Below are 19,274 nucleotides of genomic sequence, written 5' to 3'. Positions count from 1 at the left end.
CGGGCGGGAAGCGCGGGGAAGGCTCCGACGTCAACGGCTTGGAAGCAGCTCATGGCCCACGGCGAAGCCAAGGCCGCTTCAGGCGATCTCGCCGGCCAGGAGCGCTCCGCGCGATGCCATGAAGTACAGCCCCATGTGATGGGCGAGGTCCTGCGGATGCGTCGCCGTCGCGGGAAGTGACAGCCTCTCGACCACCTCCGCCGGCAGGTCGTAGGTCGCGCATCCGGGCTCGTAGACGACGATGTCGCGCAGCGCGCCGAGAAGCCCGTGGTTCCGGGCCGACAGCAGCGTCAGCACGAAGTCCATCACGCAGATGTCGGTGCAGATGCCGACCACGACGACTGCGCCAAGCCCGTTGGCCGTGATCCATTCGGCGGCGCTGTTCCTGCCGCGCGCGTCGATGGCACCTACGAATCCGTTGATGCAGTCCTTCCGGATCAGGGTCGCCACCGGAGAGGTCTCGAGCCAGGCGAGGTCCGCGACCAGGTTCTCCTGGCCGGTGCCGATCTCGCAATGGGGCGGATAGGGCGGCTCGGGCTTGCCGGGCTCGTGGGTGTCGAGAAAGGCGAGGACCGGCCAGCCCTGCGCCTCGAAGCGCCGGGCCAGCGTCACGGTCTCGCGCAGCATGCGGTCGACCTGCGCGTTCGGCGCGGCCGGGGCCAGCGGACCGCATCCCACGGTGCAGAAGCCGTTGACCTCGTCGACGATCACGAGGCCCGTCGGCCGGGAGCCGGGATCAAAGGTGGCGAGCGCGACCGGCATCGCCCGAGCGAGATCGGCCAGCGCGACGCCCCGTTCCAGAAGACCGATCATGCCCCCTCTCCTTTCGGACCGGAGGGCAGCAAACCAGAAGCCCGGGACGGCCGCAACACCGGTCCGGACCGCCTTGGCGGTCCGGACCGGGCACGCGGGTCAGGTCGAGACCTTGTCCCTGCGGGCATTGATCTCGAGGCGCGAGGGACGGCCGACGCAGCTGTAGGCGAAGCCGGCCATCTCCATGTCCTCGGGATTGTAGACGTTGCGCAGGTCGACCATCACCGGCGCGCGCATCAGGTCGACCACGCGCTTGAGATCGAGGGCGCGGAACTCGTTCCATTCCGTCAGGATGGCGACGCAGTCCGCATCCGGCAGCGTGTCGTAGGCGCTGGTGCACCACTCGACGCCGGGGATCATCTTCTCGGCCTCGTGCATGCCGGCCGGGTCGTAGGCCCGGACCTTGGCGCCCGCCGCCTGGAGCGCGGGGATGATGTCCAGGGACGGGGCGTCGCGCATGTCGTCGGTGTTCGGCTTGAAGGTCACGCCGAGCACCGCCACCGTCTTGCCCTGCAGGCTGCCGCCGCAGGCCTCGACGATGCGGTCGGCCATGGCCTTCTTCCGCTTCGTGTTGATGTCGACGACGGTCTCGATGATGCGCAGGGGCGAGCCGTAGTCCTGGGCGGTCTTGACCAGCGCCAGCGTGTCCTTCGGGAAGCAGGAGCCGCCGTAGCCGGGACCCGGGTGCAGGAATTTCTTGCCGATGCGGCCGTCCAGCCCGATGCCCTTGGCGACGTCGTGGACGTCGGCACCGACCTTCTCGCAGAGATCGGCGATTTCGTTGATGAAGGTGATCTTGGCCGCGAGGAAGGTGTTCGCCGCGTACTTGATCAGCTCGGACGTCTCGAGCGAGGTCATCACGATCGGCGTCTCGATCAGGTACAGCGGCCGGTACAGCGCGCGCATGACGGCACGGGCGCGATCGCTGTCGGTGCCGATCACAACCCGGTCGGGCCGCATGAAGTCCTCGATGGCCGAGCCCTCGCGCAGGAACTCGGGGTTCGAGCACACGTCGAACTCGGCGTCGGGCCGGGTCCGGCGGATGATCTTGGCGACCTCGCGGCCGGTGCCGACCGGCACGGTCGACTTGGTGACGACGACCGTGTAGCCCTTCAGGTTCAGGGCGATCTCCTCGGCGGCGCCGTAGACGTAGGAGAGGTCGGCATGACCGTCGCCGCGGCGGGACGGAGTGCCGACCGCGATGAACACCGCGTCGGCGTCGGGCACCGCGTGCTCGATCTCGGTGGTGAAGCCGAGCCGGCCGGCCTTGACGTTCTTGGCGACGAGATCGTCGAGCCCGGGCTCGTAGATCGGGATCTCGCCGCGCTTCAGACGCTCGATCTTGCCCGCGTCCTTGTCGACGCACATGGTCGAGACGCCGAACTCGGAGAAGCAGGCGCCGGAGACGAGCCCGACGTAACCGGTGCCGATGACCGCAATACGCATGACGGTCCCTTTCAGGGGCTACGGAAGAAGAGTGATTTCAGTAATCGGGACGGCCCGTCAGACGAGCTTGGCGACCATGGCGCGGACCTTGTCCGCCATGTCCGGGCGCGCCAAGGCGAAGGCCAGGTTGGCCTCGAGCCAGCCGAGCTTGTCGCCGCAGTCGTAGCGAGTGCCCTCGAACCGCAGACCGTGGAAGGGTTGACGGCCGATCAGCCGCGCCATGCCGTCGGTCAGCTGGATCTCGCCGCCGGCGCCGCGCTCGTGGCGCTCGAGCTCGTCGAAGACCTCGGGCTGCAGGATGTAGCGGCCGATGATCGAGAGGGTGGACGGTGCATCGGCCGGCTTGGGCTTCTCGACCAGGCCGCGGACCTCGACCAGGGCGCCATTCTCGGCGCCGGTGTCCAGGATGCCGTACCGGTCGGTCTGCTCCCGCGGCACATCGACGACGGCCACAACGTTGCCGCCGATGCCGTCATAGGCCTCGACCATCTGCTTCAGGCAGGGCTGCTCGCCCAGGATCACGTCGTCGGGCAGCAGCACGGCGAAGGGCTCGTCACCGACCTGGGCCCGCGCGCACCAAACCGCGTGGCCGAGGCCGAGCGGCTGCTTCTGGCGCGTCGCGAACAGCTTGCCCGGCGGGATCTCGGCCTCGCGGGCGACCTCGAGCTGCGCGGTCTTGCCACGGCCTTCGAGCGTCCTGTAGAGCTCCCCCGCGATGTCGAAATGGTCCTCGAGCGCCTGCTTGCCCTGGGCCGTGACGAAGATGAACTCCTCGATCCCGGCCGCCCGCGCCTCCTCGACCGCATGCTGAATCAGAGGCTTGTCGACGAGCGGCAGCATCTCCTTGGCCATGACTTTCGTCGCCGGCAGGAAGCGGGTACCCAGTCCGGCGACCGGGAAGACCGCCTTGCGCACTCTCTTTGCCATCTCGCTCACTTCGTCATCGATCGTCAGCGCGGGACAAACCCTTGTCCTTCAAGGCACTGCCCGCTGGCGACGACTTGTGCCACAACGCCAGAGCGGGTCGCAACCTACCCATGCGGACGCCGGAGGCGCGATTTGGCCGCAGGCGTCGATCCCGGGTAGGTAGAAGGCACCGTCCCGTCGGGGTGGCCCGTATGCCGCGCCGCACGCGCCCTTGCTGTTCGGCCGACTGGACAAGCCGACACGGCCATGCCATCTCGCCTAACCCGCGGACGACCGCGCAGGCCATGACGCCAAGCCCGATGACCGAAGCCCCAGCCCCTTCCGTCTCCCCGCACGTCCTCCTCGTCGAAGATGACTGGGCCATCGGTGCGCTGTTCGAGGACGTCCTCGCCGAGGAAGGCTACCGCGTCACGCTGGCCATCAACGGCGAGAAGGCGCTGGAGATCGACGCGCGGCTCCCGGCCGATCTCCTGGTGACAGACCTCCGCATGCCCGGAATGACCGGCCGGGAGCTTGCCCAGCGCATGCGCGCGCGACACCCGGACCTGCCGATCGTCGTCGTCAGCGGCCTGCTCGAGGAGGCCGGCGATCTCGGCCGCGATGGCGCGCCGACGGTCCTGCTCCAGAAGCCCGTGGACACCAGCGCGCTGGTCCGCCACGTGGCGATGCTGCTGCACCGGCCCGGCTGAGGCCGCGCCTCCCGCGGAGGCCGCGCCCCCTGGCGTCAGTCCGGACGCAGCCAGACGGCGGCGTCATGGAAGGCGCCGCCGCCGTTGGGCGGCGCCGGATCCGACCCGATCAGCACGTTGATGCCGACCCCGCCGGGGAAAGCCTCCGCCGGCCAAATGCCCTCGACCACCAGCACCCCCGGCCGGACGCCGTCGAAGGGGCGCGCATGCAGGCGCACGACGCCCCGCCGGTTGCCGAGCTGCACAAGCCTTCCCTCGGTGAGCCCCAGACGGGCGCAGTCCTCGGGATGGACGAGGACCGTCGGGCGACCCTCGCGGCGGCGCGAGCCCGGCGTCTCCGTGAAGCTGGAGTTCAGGAACTGGCGCGCCGGCGGGGTGATCAGGCGGAACGGGTGCTCCGCATCGGCCGCCTCGATCAGCGGCGCATGGTCCGGCAGCTCCGGCAGCCCCGCCGCCTGCGGCCCCAGCGCCGCCCAGTCGGCCCGGAACCGGAAGCGTCCGTCCGGGAAGCCGAAGCCCCTGGCGAACTTGGAATCCACGCCCTCCATCGCATCGACCCAGCGCAGCCGCGCCATGGTCTCCATGTCGGGCCAGCCCGACGCGCGCAGCGTCGCGTCGGCGATCTCCCGGGCGCTCATCCGGAAGCCCGGATGCTCCGCCCCCAGCCGCGCCGCCAGCGCGCAGACCAGCTCATGGTTCTCCCGGCACTCGCCCGGCGGGTCGATCTGGCGCAGGGCGACCTGCAGGTGGACCTGCCCTCCCGCAGTGTAGAGGTCGTCGTGCTCGATCATCATGGTGGCCGGCAGCACCACGTCGGCAAGGCGCGCGGTCTCCGTCATGAACTGCTCATGCACGCAAAGGAACAGGTCGTCGCGCATCAGCCCGCTGCGGACCAGGCCGGACTCCGGGGCGACATCGGCGGGATTGCAGCTCTGGACGATCATCGCGGTGACCGGAGGCCCTCCACCCAGTGCCGCCGGGTCGCCGGCGAGGACCGGCCCGATCTCGCACATGTCCAGGACACGGGTCGCGGGATCGATCAGGTCCGCGCCCTCGATCAGCCGCTTGTCGATGTGGAAGATCGCCGCGTTCGCGTACAGCGCCCCGCCGCCGCGATGCGCCCAGGCCCCGGTGACCACGGGCAGGCAGGTCACGGCATGCATCTGCGCCGCGCCGTTGCGCGAGCGCGAGAAGCCATAGCCGAGGCGCAGGAAGCTGCGCGGGGTTTCGCCGTAGAGACGGGCGAAGGCCTCGATCTCGGCCGCGGGAATGCCGGTGATGCCCTCGGCCCAGGCCGGGTCGCGCGTGGCCAGGTGCCGCTCCAGCTCCTCGGCCCCGCTGGCATGGCGCGCCATGTACTCGCGGTCGGCCAGGCCGTCGCGGAAGAGCACGTGCATCACCGCGCAGGCGAGCGCCCCGTCGGTGCCCGGCCGGGGCATCAGGTGCAGGTCGGCAGCCTCGGCCGTGCCGGTCCGGTAGGGATCGACGACCACGAGCCTGGCCCCGCGCGTCTTCCGCGCCCGGGTCACGTGCGTCATCACGTTGACCTGGGTTCCCACGGGATTGCCGCCCCAGACCACGATCAGGTCGCTCTCCGCGATCTCCCGCGGGTCGGCCCCGCGCTTCACCCCGTGCCCCGCGAGCCAGCCGGCGTCGGCAAGCGCCGTGCAGATCGTCCGCTTCTGCCGGGACCAGCCCATGGCATGGGTCAGCCGCAGGATCCCGTCGCGCTGGACCAGCCCCATGGTGCCCGCGTAGCTGTAGGGCCAGACGGTCTCGGCCCCGTGCCGCTCGGCGGCCTCCCGCAGCCGGGCCGCGACCAGGTCCAGCGCCTCGTCCCATGACGCCTCGCGCCAGCGCCCCTCGCCCTTGGCGCCCACGCGCAGCAGCGGAACGGTCAGCCGGTCCGGGTGGTGCACCCGCTCCGCGTAGCGGGCGACCTTCGCGCAGACGACGCCCGCGGTGTAGGAGTTGTCCGCCGCTCCGCGCACCCGCCCGATGCGCCCGGGCCCGAGCTTCTCGACCTCGAGCGCGCAGGTGCTGGGGCAGTCGTGGGGGCAGACCGAGGGCACGAAGACGGGGGATGCGGCCTCGGGCAGGGCGGTATCTGGAACTGCGGCGTCTGGCACGGGAAGCTCGGCGGGATGGACGGTGCGGCCGATCCTAAGGCCGTACCGCGCGAGACGGAAGCGGCGCGACAGCGCGGCGGCGGACGGCGCGGCGCCGCCCAATCCGCCTCAATCGGGGCTTGCACGCGGTCCTTTGCCGTGCTGGTCTGCACGGAATCGAGGCGATGCAAGGGGATCGGATGTTCCTGTGGGAACTGCTGGTGGTCGTTCTGCTGATCATGCTGAACGGCTTCTTTGCCATGTCCGAACTTGCCCTGGTCTCGGCCCGTCGCGCGCGTCTCCAGCAGATGGCCGATGAAGGAAGCCGCGGCGCGCGCGTCGCGATGGCGCTTGCCGAGGATCCCAGCCGCCTGCTCTCGACCGTGCAGATCGGCATCAGCCTGGTCGGCGTGCTGGCCGGCGCCTACGGCGGCGCCACCCTCGCGGGGTACCTGGCTGTATGGCTCCGCGACGTGCCGCCGCTCGCCCCCTATGCCGACGGCCTGTCGATCGCCCTGGTGGTCATAGCCATCACCTACCTGTCCCTGATCATCGGCGAGCTCGTGCCCAAGCGCTTCGCGCTGGCGAATGCCGAGCCGATCGCGGCGCTGGTGGCCAGGCCCATGGCGCTGATCGCGCGCATCGCCAGCCCCGTCGTCTGGTTCCTCGGCATCTCCACCGACTTGGTCATGCGTGTCCTCGGCCTGCGCTCCGAGAAGGAGTCGACGGTCACCGAGGAGGAGGTGAAGACCATGATCGCCGAGGGCACGGAGAGCGGCGTCTTCGCGCCTGAGGAGCGGGAGCTGATCGAGAGCGTGCTGCGCCTCGCCGACCGCACCGTGCGCGGCATCATGACCCCGCGCCCGGACGTGGTCTGGCTGGACATCGAGGACGATCCGGACCTGATCCGCCGCGAGATCGCCGAGGGCGCCCATTCCCGCCTTCCCGTCTGCCGCGGCGACCTGGACGAGGTGCTGGGGATCGTTCACACCAAGGCGCTGCTGGACGCGGCGCTGGCGGGAAAGCCCTTCGACCTCCGCGCCGCCCTGACCAAGCCGCTGGTCGTCCATGACGGGACCCCGGTGCTGCGCCTGCTGGAGCTGTTCCGCCAGTCGGGCGTCCACATGGCGGTGGTCGTCGACGAGTACGGCTCGGTCGAGGGCCTGGCCACCGTCACCGACATCCTGGAGGCCATCGCCGGCGAGCTGCCGGAGCTCGGCCGCGAGGACGAGCCCGGCGTCGTCCGCCGCGAGGACGGCACCTGGCTGGTGGACGGCATGCTGCCCATCGACGAGGTCGAGGCGCGCCTGTCCCTGCGCAACATGCGGGGTGAGGACGACTTCCACACCCTTGCCGGGTTCGTGCTGCGCCGGCTGGGACGCATTCCGAAGCCGACCGACGCCTTCGTCTGGGAAGGCGTCCGCTTCGAGGTCATCGACATGGACGGCCGGCGGGTGGACAAGGTGCTGATCTGTCCGCCTCCGCCGCCCGAGGAGGACGGGCACCTGCTCTGACGGGCGGAACCGCGCAGGGAGACGGGAACATGCCGGGAAACGATCGAGATCATGACCATGAACACGGCGACGGGCATGACCACGCGCCTGTCGACTGGCGCGACCACGGGGTCAAGGTGATCCCCGGGAACAGCCTGGACCCGAACACGGCCCAGACGCCCGGCATGAACCGGGCGGCCGCCATCAACGCGGCCCGCGTCGGAGCCCAGAAGATCTGGGCCGGGACGGTCACGATCCATCCCAACGCCAAGACGGGGGCGCACCACCACGGCGCGCTGGAAAGCGTGATCTACGTCGTCCGCGGCCGGGCACGGATGCGCTGGGGCGAACATCTGGAGTTCACGGCCGAGGCGGGACCCGGCGACTTCATCTACGTGCCGCCCTACGTCCCCCACCAGGAGATCAACGCCAGCACGGAGGAGCCGCTGGAATGCGTCCTGGTTCGCAGCGACCAGGAGGCGGTCGTGGTGAACCTGGACATCGAGGCGGCGGAGACGGTGGAGGAAGTCGCCTGGGTGGACCCAATCCACCGCGGCTGAGGCCGCTCAGGCGGGAAGGTTGCCGGGCAGCGGCGCCTGATGGCGGTAGAAGCGCGGGTCGCTGAGCGCTGCCAGCGAAACCGTCTTGCGGTCGATCGGATAGTCGACGCGGGCGATCCGGGCATGAGGCGCGGCGCAGCCCGCCGGCCGCAGGATGTCGACCACGCGCCAGAGGCCGGAATGGAAGACGCCGACCTGCGCGAAGCACTCGCCGGGTTGGATCGCCATCGCAGCCTCCTTCTTCGGGACCGCCGACGCGGCGGGAATGGGACTATAGGACGAGGCGGCGCCTGCCTCCATCAGACGAAGGACAGCGGCGCCATACCGAAGCGCTCTGACTTCCGGCCAGGGCGGAGCTCCGCCTAGGCCGCAAGCGGCGTGATCAGGCCTTCGAGCCGGTCCAGCCCGGCGATCAGACCGGACAGTGCCGTATCCGTGTGCAGTCGGGCGGTTTGCCAGGCATCCTCCGGCGCGCGCCGGACATCCTCGATCCGCGCCGCGACGCGGTTGCATCCGCCACGCAGCAGGTCGAGCTCGTGCTGCCAGGCGCGGCGGTCGATCCCGCGTACCCTTTGCACCCGCGCCTGGAGTCGGTCGAGCCGGCCGGCAGCCTCGGCCAGGGCGGTGGTGGCGTCGGTCAGGTAACGGTCACGTCGCATGTCCATGCGCTCCTCCGGGCCGAGGGCCCGCGATCCGGGACAGTCATGCTCTGGGATCTCTCTAGCAAGAAGCGCGCCATCGCCTGCAAGGCTGCGCAAGACGCAAACCCCGGGAAGGCATCTTGGTTCCCGCCGGCAGCGCGAAATTTGCTTGCCCCAACAACAGTCCCCACAACACGACAGTACAACATCCGTCACCTCAAAGTAACTGTACTTCTTTCACACGAAAACCGGATTCAGATTTGAACAACCCTCGCTGCATCGGTTTCATCCAGCAGATCTCCGCGCGAACTTCATCAGTATTGTCGCGGCGCAGCAAAAGGAACGGACCATGGTCTTCGAGAAGCTGGATTTCGACGGGCACGAGCAGGTCGCCTTCGTGACGGATCGGCAGACCGGGCTGCGCGCCGTCATCGCGATCCACGACACGGCGCGCGGGCCCGCGTTGGGCGGCTGCCGCATGTGGCGCTACGGCAGCGAGGACGAGGCGGTGCGCGACGTCCTGCGGCTGTCGCGCGGAATGAGCTACAAGAACGCCCTGGCCGACCTGCCCTTCGGCGGCGGCAAGTCGGTGATCCTCGGCTGCCCGCGCACGGGCAAGACGCCGGCCCTGATGGCCGCGATGGGGCGCGCCGTCGAGCGGCTGTGCGGCCGCTACGTGATCGCCGAGGATGTCGGCACCACGGTCGAGGACATGGCGGAGATCCGCGGCCAGACGGCGCATGTCGCAGGGCTGGCCGAGGGCAGCGGCGATCCGTCGCCGGCGACGGCCTGGGGCGTGTTCCAGGGCCTGCGGGCGGCGGTCGACCACAAGCTGCGGCGCAACAGCCTCGACGGGCTGCGCGTGGCGGTCCAGGGGCTGGGCCATGTGGGCCGGCAGCTCTGCGGTCACCTGGCCCGGAACGGCGCCCGGCTGACGGTCACAGACATCGACGACGAGCGCACGCGGGAAGCGGCGGAAAGCCTGGGCGCCACGGTGGTCGCGCCGGAAGCCATCTACGACGTGGAGGCCGATGTCTTCGCACCCTGCGCGCTGGGCGCGGTGATCAACGACGGGACGGTGCCCCGCCTGAAGGTCGCAGTCGTGGCGGGCGCCGCGAACAACCAGCTCGCCGAGCCCCGGCACGGCGCGCTGCTGGCCGAGCGCGGCATCCTCTACGCCCCGGATTACGTGATCAATGCCGGCGGCGTCATCAACATCAGCCACGAGCGCGGCGGCTACGACCGCGAGCGCGCCTTCGCCCATGTGGCGCGCATCGGCGATACGCTGCGCCTGGTCTTCGAGCGCGCCGCGCAGGACGGCGTCGCCCCCCATGTGGCCGCCGACCACCTGGCGCGGGAGCGGCTTCATCGGGCGGCCTGAGGAAGCCTGAGCGGGAGAAAGAAGGAGGCCGCTACTCGGCGGCGAGCGGAAGCGCAAGCTCCGCGTCCACGCTCTGCGCCTGGTGGCGGTCGACCATCTGGCGCAGGGTCGGGACGCACTTTCCGCATTGCGGGGCGCACTTTCGTGCGCGGAATACGCCGGCCGGCGAGCGCACGCCCTGGTCGAGAGCAGTCCTGACCTGGCGTTCGGTGAAGGCGTTGCAGATGCAGACGTACATGGCGGTCCCGGAAGGGCGTGATCGGGAACCGTCTACGCGAGTTGCGAATGACTGTCAATTGCGGGAACTACCTACCCACCGGTCCGGGACTGTCGCCCGGCGTCGCGCTCTGCTAAGGGTCCCCCATGAGCGATACGGAAGCCTCCACGCCCCGGCCGGAGCCGCTCGGCATGACGGGCTATCTGGCGCCCGAGGGGTTCCTCGACGAGCTGCTGGCGGAACTCGGCGATGCCGCCGCGGTGCATGGCCGGCTGGTGCTGGCGCCCGGCCCTGCCCGCCCCACGGCCTGGGCGCAGAATGTCTGGCACGACCCGGTCCGCATCCCGTTCGGGTCCATCGGCGAAGCGGCGCGTGCGCTCCGCGCGATCCAGCGGAACTGGGCGCTCTACCCGCTGCACCACCATCGGCGGGCGGCGCTGATCCAGGAGAAGCTGCCCCATGTCTCGGCAAAGCCGCTGGTCTTTCCGGCGCCGGCCCCGGCCGCGCCGTTGGGATCCTGGATGCTCGAGGGCGAGCGCGCCCTGATCGCCGCCGCGCACTGCTCGAGCCCCTTCAGAAACGGCGAGGTCACCTTCGTCGAGGATCGCGAGACGCCGCCGAACCGCGCCTATCTGAAGCTTTGGGAGGCGCTGACCGTGATCGGCCGCAAGCCGGGTCCGGGCGACCTATGCCTGGATCTCGGCGCCAGCCCGGGGGGATGGACCTGGGTCCTGCACGAGCTCGGCGCCAGGGTGATCGCGGTGGACAAGGCGCCGCTCGCCCCCGCAGTGGCGGCGTTGCCGCGCGTCGAGGAGCAACGCGGCAGCGCCTTCGGGCTGGACCCCCGCTCTGCAGGGCCCGTCGACTGGCTCTGCTCGGACGTGATCTGCTACCCGGAACGGCTGCTGCGCCTGGTCACAGGATGGCTCGAGGCCGGAATGGCGCGGAACTTCGTATGCACGATCAAATTCCAGGGGCCGACGGACCATGCGGCGACGCGCGCCTTCATGGCGATCCCCGGCAGCCGGGTGATGCACCTGCACCACAACAAGCATGAGCTGACCTGGATCCGCCTGGACCCGGCCGAGGGTTAGCCCCCGGCCACGCCGCGGCGGCTCAGACGGTCATGTCGACGATCTGGCCGCGCCCCGAGTCGCGGGCGCTCTGCATGACGGTCATGACCGCCTGGGCCTCGACCGCCTGCTGCTGCATCGCGGATTTCAGCCCCACCATGACTAGCTGCGCCTTTGGGTCGAAACCCCGCAGGTCGCCTGCCGCCGAAACGGCCGAACTGATGTCCATCACAACTCCTCCGCGTTCTCGCGTCGGCTGGCTTCAACGTCCTCAGCCTATGGAGTTGCATCGAAAGGGTCAAGGCCGCTACCAATCCCGTCCAATCCAAAGGGACGCGTCGCGCGGCATCGATCATGACGGACACCTCGGCGCACCACTTCGAGGTCCAGACCTTCCACGGCGCCTACTGGCTCGTCGCGCGCCGGGAGGACGACATGGCCTCGGCCATGGCGGCCGCGGACCAGGCGGGGCTGGACGGTGTCGGCGAGGCGGTGCAGGTGGTGCGCTGCGAGGCCTTTCCGTCCTACGGACACGAGGTGCGGACGGTCCTGCGCCGCTGGTCCTCGGGAACGGCGGCCATCGATGCCGGAACGCCGCTGGTTCTACCGGGGACCGAGGAGGTCTGTCAGGATCTGGCCGACCTGCGCGAGGACCGTGGCCGCAATTCCGTGGCCCAGGCCCTCGCCAGATGGCTCGCCGAGAGCGCGCTGACCCCAGTCGAGCTGCTGCATTCCGAGGCGCATGCGCGCCGCCTAGCCGAGGCCGGGGTCGTGCTGCAGGGAGCCGCCCAGAAGGTCGCGGTCGCCCAGGTCCGGGAGAGCGGCACCCCGGTGCAGAAGCGTTTCAAGGACCTGCTGGCCCTGTGCGATTCCGCCCTGGCCGAGATGACGGCCGAGGCGCGGGCCGAGCCGTCCGTGCCCCTGGACGAGGTCGGCTGGGGCGCCTTCTGCGCGGGGCTGTCGGCGCGGCTGCCGGCGTCCCAACTATCCCCGGCCCGGCTGCGTGCGGCGCAGCTCCGCGCGCTCGCCGGCTGGCTGGCGTCCTGCAAGGGCTGGCTCGAACGGGCCGAGCGGATCGGCGCCCTGGTCTCCGCGGACCTGCCGCCCCGGGACCTCGCGCCGCTGGACATGGTGGCGGCTGAGATCGTGGCAGGCCGCGGCGCCCCGGCGGAGCTTGCCGGGCGGGGATCGGACCGCGAGACCCAGATCCGCACGCTGGTCGCCCTGAACGCCGGCGAGACGGACCGCGGACGCGAGCGTCCGACCCTGGCGACGCTCGCGACCCTGATCGGCATGGGCCTGGCGCCGCGCACGCGCTCGGCGATCCGCCGCCGCGTCGCCATCGAGATCGGCGGCGGCGGGCCGCTGCGGGCGGGAGCTTCCCTCGCGATGGAGGTCGAGGCGCTGGCGGAGATCCGCACGGCGCTGCAGGGCAGCCCTCCTCTCGGCGAGGATGCGGAGCTGGCCGAGCTGCTCGAGCGGCGGGCCCTGCGGGCCATCACCCCCGAGGCCGTTCATGGCTGGCTCGACGGCTGCCGCTCGGCCTCCGAGCGCTTCCGGTCCCTGATCCGGCTTGCCGACCGGATCCCCTTCGCTGCCGCCAAGGCGAAGCTCCTGGAATTCGCGCAGGGCACCTGCTCGGTCGAGGACCTGATCCGCGAGGGCGCAGGCTCCGTCCGGGACATCACGGGCTCCGTCCGGGACGTCACGGGCTCCGTCCGGGAGCGTGCGGCGGCGGTTCCGCTGCTGGCCGAGCTGCACCGCGAGGTAACGGCGGCCACCATCGATCCCGGCTCGAAGGCGCGGCTCCAGGACGAGCTCGACGCGGCGCTGCTGGAGCTCCTGCGCACCGATGTGATGGGCGCCGCGAACCGCAGCTATTCCGAACGGGTCGTTACCCTGATCAGGCTGTGCGGGGCCTGTCCGCTGCCCGAGGGACGGGCGCGGTCCATGGCCGTCGAGACCATCGGACGTGCCCTCGCGGGCCAGGAATTCGTATCGTCCTTCCTGAAGCGCTTCAGGACCGAGGCCGAGCGCAAGCAGGCGCTGGGCATGCTGCGGAACCTGCTGCTGGCCTCCGGCCTCGCGCGGGGCGGGTCCGAGGCTTCCCAGCCCCTGGCCGGGACGGGGCGCTGAGAGACGGGGTACTGAGGGACAAAGGACTGAGGGACTGGGCGGCGCTCAGCGGAAGTTCCTGCCTTCGGGAAAGACCCTTTCCGGGCCGCGCTGGCGCGGCTCGGGCGGCGAGCGGCGGACCTCGTCGGCACGCACCAGCCCGTCGCCCCGGAAGCCGTCCGGGTCGGCCGTCAGCAGAGCCAGCCGGTCCGAGACGTCGGTCAGGCGATCGACCTTCAGATGGACGACCTTGTGCTCGCCCTCCCCCTCGCTCTCGACGGTGCCGGTGGCGGCCAGCAGCTTGGCCGTCAGCAGCTCGCGCCGGAAGCGCTCGAAGGTCGCGCCGAAGACCACCAGGTTGGCGATCCCGGTCTCGTCCTCCAGGGTCACGAAGACCACCCCCTTGGCGGTTCCGGGGCGCTGGCGCACCAGGACCAGGCCGGCCACCGTCGCCCGCGCGCCGTCGCGCAGCCCGGCCAGGTCGCCGCACGGGCGGATGCGGGCCATGGCGAGCCCGTCGCGCAGCAGCGCCACCGGATGGCACTTCAGCGAGAGCGACAGGCTGGAGTAATCCTCGACCACGTGCTCGCCCAGCGGCATCTCGGGCAGGCGCACGGCAGGCTCGGGGGCTGCGGCGCCGTCGGGCAGGCGGCCGAAGAGGGGCAGCGGCGCCTCGCCCAGGGCCTCGACCGCCCAAAGCGCCGCGCGCCGATCCAGCCCCATGGAGCGGAAGGCGTCGCCCCGCGCGAGGACCGCCAGCACGGCGGGGCCAAGCCCTGTGCGCCGCCAGAGATCGCGGGGATCGACGAAGGGCCCGCCCCGCAGGCGCTCCGCGGCCAGCTCGGTCATCTCGGCCTCGCGCAGGCCCTTGATCTGGCGGAAGCCCAGGCGCAGGGCGAGCCACGCGCCCGCCTGTTCTTCCAAGGTGCAGTCCCAGTCCGAGTGGTTCACGTCGGGCGGGCGCACCGCGACCCCATGCTCGGCCGCGTCGCGGACGATCTGCGCCGGCGCGTAGAAGCCCATGGGCTGACTGTTCAGGAGGGCGCAGGCGAAGACCTCGGGGTGGCGGCACTTGATCCATGCCGAGACGTAGACGAGCTTCGCGAAGCTCGCCGCGTGGCTCTCGGGAAATCCGTACTCGCCGAAGCCCTCGATCTGGCGGAAGCAGCGCTCGGCGAAGTCCCGCGCATAGCCGTTGGCGACCATGCCCTCCACCAGCTTGTCCCGGAAGCGGTGGATCTCGCCGGTGCGCTTGAAGGTCGCCATGGCCCGGCGGAGCTCGTCCGCCTCGGACGGCGAGAAGCCGCCCGCGACGATCGCGATCTTCATGGCCTGCTCCTGGAAGAGCGGCACGCCCAGCGTCTTGCCCAGGACCTCCTTCAGCTCCTCCTTGGGGTAGTCGACCTTCTCCCTGCCCTCGCGCCGGCGCAGATAGGGATGGACCATGCCGCCCTGGATCGGCCCCGGGCGCACGATCGCCACCTCGATCACGAGGTCGTAGAAATTCCTGGGCTTCATGCGCGGCAGCATGGACATCTGCGCCCGGCTCTCGACCTGGAAGACGCCCAGGCTGTCGGCGCGCGAGAGCATGTCGTAGACCGCGGGATCCTCGCGCGGGACGGTCGCGATCTCGAGCTTCGTGCCCTTGTGCCGCTCCAGCAGGTCGAAGGCGCGGCGCACGCAGCTCAGCATGCCCAGCCCCAGCACGTCGACCTTCAGGATGCTCAGGGCGTCGATGTCGTCCTTGTCCCACTCGATGGTGGTCCTGTCGGGCATAGCCGCGTTCAGGACCGGGGAGAGTTCCGGCAGCGGCCCCCGGGTGATCACGAAGCCGCCGACATGCTGCGAGAGGTGCCGCGGGAAGCCGATCAGGACGCGCGTCAGGTCCAGCACCATGCGCAGGGTCGGGTCGGCGGGGTCGAGACCGGCCTCGCGCAGGCGGTCCTCGTCCACCCCCTCGCGTCCCCAGCCCCATACGAGGCCGGAGACCCGGGCGATCAGGTCCTCGGACAGGCCCATGGCCTTGCCGACCTCGCGCAGGGCGCCCCGGGTGCGGTAGCAGATCACGGTCGCGGTCAGCCCCGCATGGGTCCGGCCGTACTTCCCGTAGATGTACTGGATGACCTCCTCGCGCCGCTCGTGCTCGAAGTCCACGTCGATGTCGGGCGGCTCGTTGCGGGCGGTTGAGATGAAGCGCTCGAACAGCAGCTCGGATTCCATGGGATCGACCGCCGTGACGCCGAGGCAGTAGCAGACCGCCGAATTGGCGGCCGAGCCGCGGCCCTGGCACAGGATCCCGCGCCCGCGGGCGAAGCGGACGATGTCGTGCACGGTCAGGAAGTAGGGCGCGTAGGAGAGCTGGCCGATCAGTGCCAGCTCGTGCTCCAGCAGCCGGGCCACCTTGTCCGGGACGCCCGCGGGGTAGCAGCGCGCAGCCCCCTCCCAGGCCAGCATGACCAGCTCCTCCTGCGGGGTGCGGCCGCCCGTGGTCAGTTCGTCGGGATATTCGTAGCGCAGCTCGTCCAGCGAGAAGGCGCAGGCCGAGACGATCTCGGCCGTGCGGGCGATGGCCTCGGGATGACGCCGGAACAGCCGGACCATCTCGTCGGGGGACTTCAAATGGCGCTCGGCATTGGCGGCCAGCCGGTAGCCGGCCTCGTGGACCGTGACGTGCTCGCGGATGCAGGTCAGCACGTCCTGGAGGGCCCGGCGCTCGGGCGCGTGATAGTGGACATCGTTGGTGGCGACCAGCGGCACCCGTGTCCCGCGGCCGAGATCGGCCAGGGCCGCCAGGCGCCGGGCGTCGTCGCCGCGGTAGCGGTGGGTGGCCGCCAGGAACAGGCGCCTGCGGAAGGCGCCGCGATAGGCCGCCAGCGCCTCGGCGAAGGCGGCGTCCGGCTGGTCGGGCGGCACGGCGGCGAACAGCAGGCCCTCGGCATGGTCGTAGACGTCCGCCCGGTCAAGCCAGCACTCCCCCTTGGGCGCCCGGCGCTTGCCGACCGTCAGCAGGGTCGAGAGCCGGGCATAGGCGGCCCTGTCGGTGGGCCAGCACAGGAGGCTCGGCCCGTCGCGGAGGTCGAGGCGGCAGCCCGGCACCAGCCGGATGCCCGCCGCCTTCGCCGCCAGATGGGCCCGTACGACGCCCGCCAGCGTGTTGCGGTCGGTGACCGCGATCGCCCCATGCCCCAGCGCGGCCGCGGCCAGCGCCAGCTCCTGAGCATGCGAGGCGCCGCGCAGGAAGCTGAAGTTGGTGGTGACCTGCAGCTCGGCATAGGCGGGGCTCCGCGTCACGGGAACACTCCGTGCAGGAACCAGCGCGCCGTTCGGTCGAACCCCGTGCGGAACAGCCAGAAGCGGCACCCCGCCTCGTCCTCGACCCGGTAGTAGTCCCGCGGCTCGGTCAGCGCGCGCCACCATTCGGGCTCGATCCGCTCCGGCCCGTCGGCCCGGGACACCCGGTGCAACGCCTCGCGCCAGCGGAACATCACCGGTGGGTCGTCGGGCACCAGGGCGGTGGCCAGGATGGGCTCCGGCACGGCCAGCAGGCGCACCGGCCGCGGCCGGTCGACGGGCCAGGGAGCCGCGGCCGTCGGCCGGGCCAGGGCGGGCGCGGGTTCGACCGCGCGCTCGGGCCACCAGCTCTCGCGCGGCAGCAGGCGCTGCACCCCGTCCGGCCCCAGCCGGTTTCCCAGCCGGTCCACCAGCTCGGCCAGCGCCGGCGGCATGCCGGGATCGGCCAGGCCCGGCGCCGCCAGCCCGCCCTGGCTCGGGACCAGGGGCTCGGCCTCGGCCAGCAGGGACGCCGCCTCGAAGCCGGGCCCGGGATCCAGCCGCTCCAGCTTCTCGGCGAAGAGGCGGGCCAGATGGCCGGGATCGCGCACCGGGCGGGCCGTCCCGATGCGGGCCCGCTCGACGCGCCCGTCCATGCGGAAGAAGCAGAGCTCCAGGAGGCGTGCGCCCTGCCCCGCCCGCTCCAGCCCGGCGCAGAGCCGGGCCAGGAGGCCGGTGAGCGCCGCATCCATGGAGGCACGCTCCGAGATCGGCTCGGCGAAGGCCATGCGCGCCGCATGGGGCGGCACCGGCCGGCGCGGCGAGACGGGTTCCGCCGCCAGGCCCAATGCCTGGTCGAGCCGGCGCACCACGGCCGCGCCCAGGCGCACGGCCAGGGAGGGGCGCGGCAGCGGGTAGAGATCGCCGATGCGCCGCAGGCCCAGCCGGCCCAGCAGTGCGGTGGTCGTGGCATCCAGGCGCAGTGCCGCGACCGGCAGCGGGGCCAGCGCCTCGCGCCCGCGCCCGGACGGCGCGCGGACGGCGTCACGGGGATGGAACCGCGCCAGGGCCGCCGCTGCCGCCGGCGTGTCGGCCAGCGCCAGCCGGCAGGCATAGCCGAAGGCCCGCAGCCGGCGGGCGACGTCGTCCAGCAGGGCCGGCTCGCCGCCGAGGAGATGGGCGCAGCCGGTGACGTCCAGCACCAGCCCGTCCGGCGGGTCCGTTCCCACCCAGGGCGTGTAGCGTCCACACCAGTCGGCGAGCCCGTCGAGCGCGCGGGCGTCTGCCGCCGGGTCGGCCTCCACGGCCACCAGCCCGGGCTCGACCGCGCGGGCATCCGCCAGCGTCATGCCGGGGGCCAGCCCGGCCTGCTCGGCCAGCGCGTCGACGGCGGTCAGCAGGCGGCGCCCGCGAACCCCCGCCACCGCGGCGAGCGGCCGCCCTTCCCGGCCATGCCCACCCCCATCCCGCTCGGCAACGCCCCGGCGGGCCAGCCTGTCGGTCGCCAGGCGGGGCAGCCACACGGCCAGGATGCGCCGCGCCATCGGAGCCTCCCTGAGTGCCGGCCCAAGCGCCGGGATTGAAGGAACAAAAGAAGAACGCCTGGGTTGCGGCAGGAGTCAAGGGCTCCTCCCCGCAAGGCCCTGCACAAGGCATGGAATACCCGGGGCCGCAGCCCTTCCGCCCCCGCCGGGAAGGGGCGTCCCTGCCGCTGCGCGCAGCCTGGCCGGCCGACTCGGGCGTGCCCTGAAACGGATCGGGAAGGCGGCCCGGCAGAGGAGCTACGGCGAGATTCCCGGTGCCCGGCCCATCATTGTCATCACGTGCCGCAGCGCCCCGGCGATAGCCTTTCCTGGCCCCCAGCCCCGGAGGTCGGAATGCCTTTCCCGCGCCGTCCCGATCGGAAATGGACCCTTCTCGCCGGCCTGATGCTCGCCACCCTGCTGCCGGGCTGCGCCGGCGACGGCGCGGAGCCATCGGCGACCGCAGGCCTGGCCTCCGAACAGGCCATGGATTCCGGCGCGGCGAGCCGGATCGTGCTGCTCCACACCCGCCTGATGGTGGCGGGCCTCGGCTGCGGGCCGATGTGGCAGGATCCCAGCGCCTTCAGCCGCTATTCGGCCTTCGTCGCCCGGAACGCCCAGGTCATCAGCAGCGCGCAGCAGGGTGTCGCGACACGTCTCGGCGGCATGGCCGCCTTCGACGCCGAGCATACGGTGCTCTCGAACCGTGAATCCCTGCGCATGAACATGATCGGGATGCCCGCCTACTGCGCCGAGATGCGAGGGCCGTTCTACGCCGCCATGCTGGCATCGCCGGCGGATCTCGCGATCCTGCCGTATTAACCGCCGGTCTCCCCGGCGGCTTCCCGGAAGCCGGATACGGAAAGGGGAGGACGTCCGTCCTCCCCCAATCCCCGGCTTTTTCCAGCCGCGTACTCCCCGGCCGGAGCGCCCGGGCCCAGGCCTCAGCGCAGGCCGAGGAAGCTGAGCACGGCCAGAACGACCACGATGACGCCGATGATGTAGAAGACGTTCATGA

Annotated in this window: 17 protein-coding genes; 7 read left to right on the top strand and 10 right to left on the bottom strand. The window is 71.4% G+C overall.

Annotated features, from left to right (window positions below; genetic code table 11):
- Positions 1–78: 78 nt before the first annotated feature.
- The 3 genes from JUB13_RS07560 to galU form a co-directional block, all read right to left on the bottom strand.
- On the bottom strand, positions 79–813 hold the full coding sequence (locus tag JUB13_RS07560) for an isochorismatase family protein (RefSeq protein WP_207478198.1): 735 nt from the start codon (positions 811–813) through the stop codon (positions 79–81).
- 99 nt (positions 814–912) lie between these two features.
- Positions 913–2,259, bottom strand: coding sequence for a UDP-glucose dehydrogenase family protein (locus JUB13_RS07555; protein ID WP_207478197.1), 1,347 nt, complete (start codon positions 2,257–2,259; stop codon positions 913–915).
- Between the two features lie 57 nt (positions 2,260–2,316).
- Complete coding sequence (galU, locus tag JUB13_RS07550; RefSeq protein ID WP_207478196.1) at positions 2,317–3,186, bottom strand: UTP--glucose-1-phosphate uridylyltransferase GalU; 870 nt, start codon at positions 3,184–3,186, stop codon at positions 2,317–2,319.
- Positions 3,187–3,485: 299 nt separating this feature from the next.
- Here galU and JUB13_RS07545 point away from each other — a divergent pair, with 299 nt between their 5' ends.
- Positions 3,486–3,875 carry a response regulator gene (locus tag JUB13_RS07545; protein ID WP_207478195.1) on the top strand — a complete coding sequence of 130 codons (390 nt, stop codon included), beginning with the start codon at positions 3,486–3,488 and terminating at the stop codon, positions 3,873–3,875.
- A gap of 35 nt (positions 3,876–3,910) precedes the next feature.
- Here JUB13_RS07545 and JUB13_RS07540 read toward each other — a convergent pair whose 3' ends face one another.
- Positions 3,911–6,004 carry a molybdopterin oxidoreductase family protein gene (locus tag JUB13_RS07540; protein WP_407928095.1) on the bottom strand — a complete coding sequence of 698 codons (2,094 nt, stop codon included), beginning with the start codon at positions 6,002–6,004 and terminating at the stop codon, positions 3,911–3,913.
- Between the two features lie 164 nt (positions 6,005–6,168).
- On the opposite strand from JUB13_RS07540, the gene JUB13_RS07535 reads away from it, so the two are divergent.
- Positions 6,169–7,497, top strand: coding sequence for a hemolysin family protein (locus JUB13_RS07535; protein ID WP_236024812.1), 1,329 nt, complete (start codon positions 6,169–6,171; stop codon positions 7,495–7,497).
- Between the two features lie 29 nt (positions 7,498–7,526).
- Positions 7,527–8,036 (top strand): cupin domain-containing protein, encoded by a 510-nt coding sequence (locus JUB13_RS07530; RefSeq protein WP_207478194.1) that lies wholly within the window; start codon positions 7,527–7,529, stop codon positions 8,034–8,036.
- Between the two features lie 6 nt (positions 8,037–8,042).
- Here the strand turns inward: JUB13_RS07530 and JUB13_RS07525 are convergent, their stop codons facing one another.
- Together JUB13_RS07525 and JUB13_RS07520 are read right to left on the bottom strand one after the other, a co-directional pair.
- The gene (locus JUB13_RS07525) at positions 8,043–8,264 is read right to left on the bottom strand and encodes a hypothetical protein (RefSeq protein WP_207478193.1); all 222 of its coding nucleotides are present in this window, start codon (positions 8,262–8,264) and stop codon (positions 8,043–8,045) included.
- Positions 8,265–8,398: 134 nt separating this feature from the next.
- Complete coding sequence (locus JUB13_RS07520; protein ID WP_207478192.1) at positions 8,399–8,701, bottom strand: hypothetical protein; 303 nt, start codon at positions 8,699–8,701, stop codon at positions 8,399–8,401.
- Positions 8,702–9,026: 325 nt separating this feature from the next.
- Between JUB13_RS07520 and JUB13_RS07515 the strand changes: the two genes are divergently transcribed.
- Complete coding sequence (locus JUB13_RS07515) at positions 9,027–10,058, top strand: Glu/Leu/Phe/Val family dehydrogenase (RefSeq protein ID WP_207478191.1); 1,032 nt, start codon at positions 9,027–9,029, stop codon at positions 10,056–10,058.
- 31 nt (positions 10,059–10,089) lie between these two features.
- Here JUB13_RS07515 and JUB13_RS07510 read toward each other — a convergent pair whose 3' ends face one another.
- Positions 10,090–10,296 (bottom strand): (2Fe-2S)-binding protein, encoded by a 207-nt coding sequence (locus JUB13_RS07510; protein ID WP_207478190.1) that lies wholly within the window; start codon positions 10,294–10,296, stop codon positions 10,090–10,092.
- A gap of 125 nt (positions 10,297–10,421) precedes the next feature.
- Between JUB13_RS07510 and JUB13_RS07505 the strand changes: the two genes are divergently transcribed.
- Positions 10,422–11,369: an SAM-dependent methyltransferase gene (locus tag JUB13_RS07505; RefSeq protein WP_207478189.1), complete on the top strand. Its 948-nt coding sequence runs from the start codon at positions 10,422–10,424 to the stop codon at positions 11,367–11,369.
- Positions 11,370–11,391: 22 nt separating this feature from the next.
- Here JUB13_RS07505 and JUB13_RS07500 read toward each other — a convergent pair whose 3' ends face one another.
- On the bottom strand, positions 11,392–11,577 hold the full coding sequence (locus JUB13_RS07500) for a hypothetical protein (protein WP_207478188.1): 186 nt from the start codon (positions 11,575–11,577) through the stop codon (positions 11,392–11,394).
- Between the two features lie 125 nt (positions 11,578–11,702).
- On the opposite strand from JUB13_RS07500, the gene JUB13_RS07495 reads away from it, so the two are divergent.
- Complete coding sequence (locus JUB13_RS07495) at positions 11,703–13,484, top strand: hypothetical protein (protein ID WP_207478187.1); 1,782 nt, start codon at positions 11,703–11,705, stop codon at positions 13,482–13,484.
- 45 nt (positions 13,485–13,529) lie between these two features.
- On the opposite strand, the gene JUB13_RS07490 is transcribed toward JUB13_RS07495, so the two are convergent.
- Together JUB13_RS07490 and JUB13_RS31795 are read right to left on the bottom strand one after the other, a co-directional pair.
- A complete protein-coding gene (locus JUB13_RS07490; RefSeq protein WP_207478675.1) occupies positions 13,530–16,754 on the bottom strand; it encodes an error-prone DNA polymerase in 3,225 nt (1,074 codons plus the stop codon).
- A complete protein-coding gene (locus JUB13_RS31795; protein ID WP_207478186.1) occupies positions 16,751–18,277 on the bottom strand; it encodes a Y-family DNA polymerase in 1,527 nt (508 codons plus the stop codon). The genes JUB13_RS07490 and JUB13_RS31795 overlap by 4 nt, the downstream gene beginning before the upstream one ends.
- A 333-nt stretch (positions 18,278–18,610) precedes the next feature.
- Between JUB13_RS31795 and JUB13_RS07480 the strand changes: the two genes are divergently transcribed.
- Entirely contained in the window at positions 18,611–19,078 is a 468-nt protein-coding gene (locus JUB13_RS07480) for a hypothetical protein (RefSeq protein ID WP_207478185.1), read from the top strand.
- Positions 19,079–19,274: the final 196 nt, after the last annotated feature.

The organism is Arenibaculum pallidiluteum (assembly GCF_017355985.1).
Lineage (GTDB): Bacteria > Pseudomonadota > Alphaproteobacteria > Azospirillales > Azospirillaceae > Arenibaculum > Arenibaculum pallidiluteum.
This window is presented reverse-complemented; position numbering and strand designations above follow the sequence as displayed.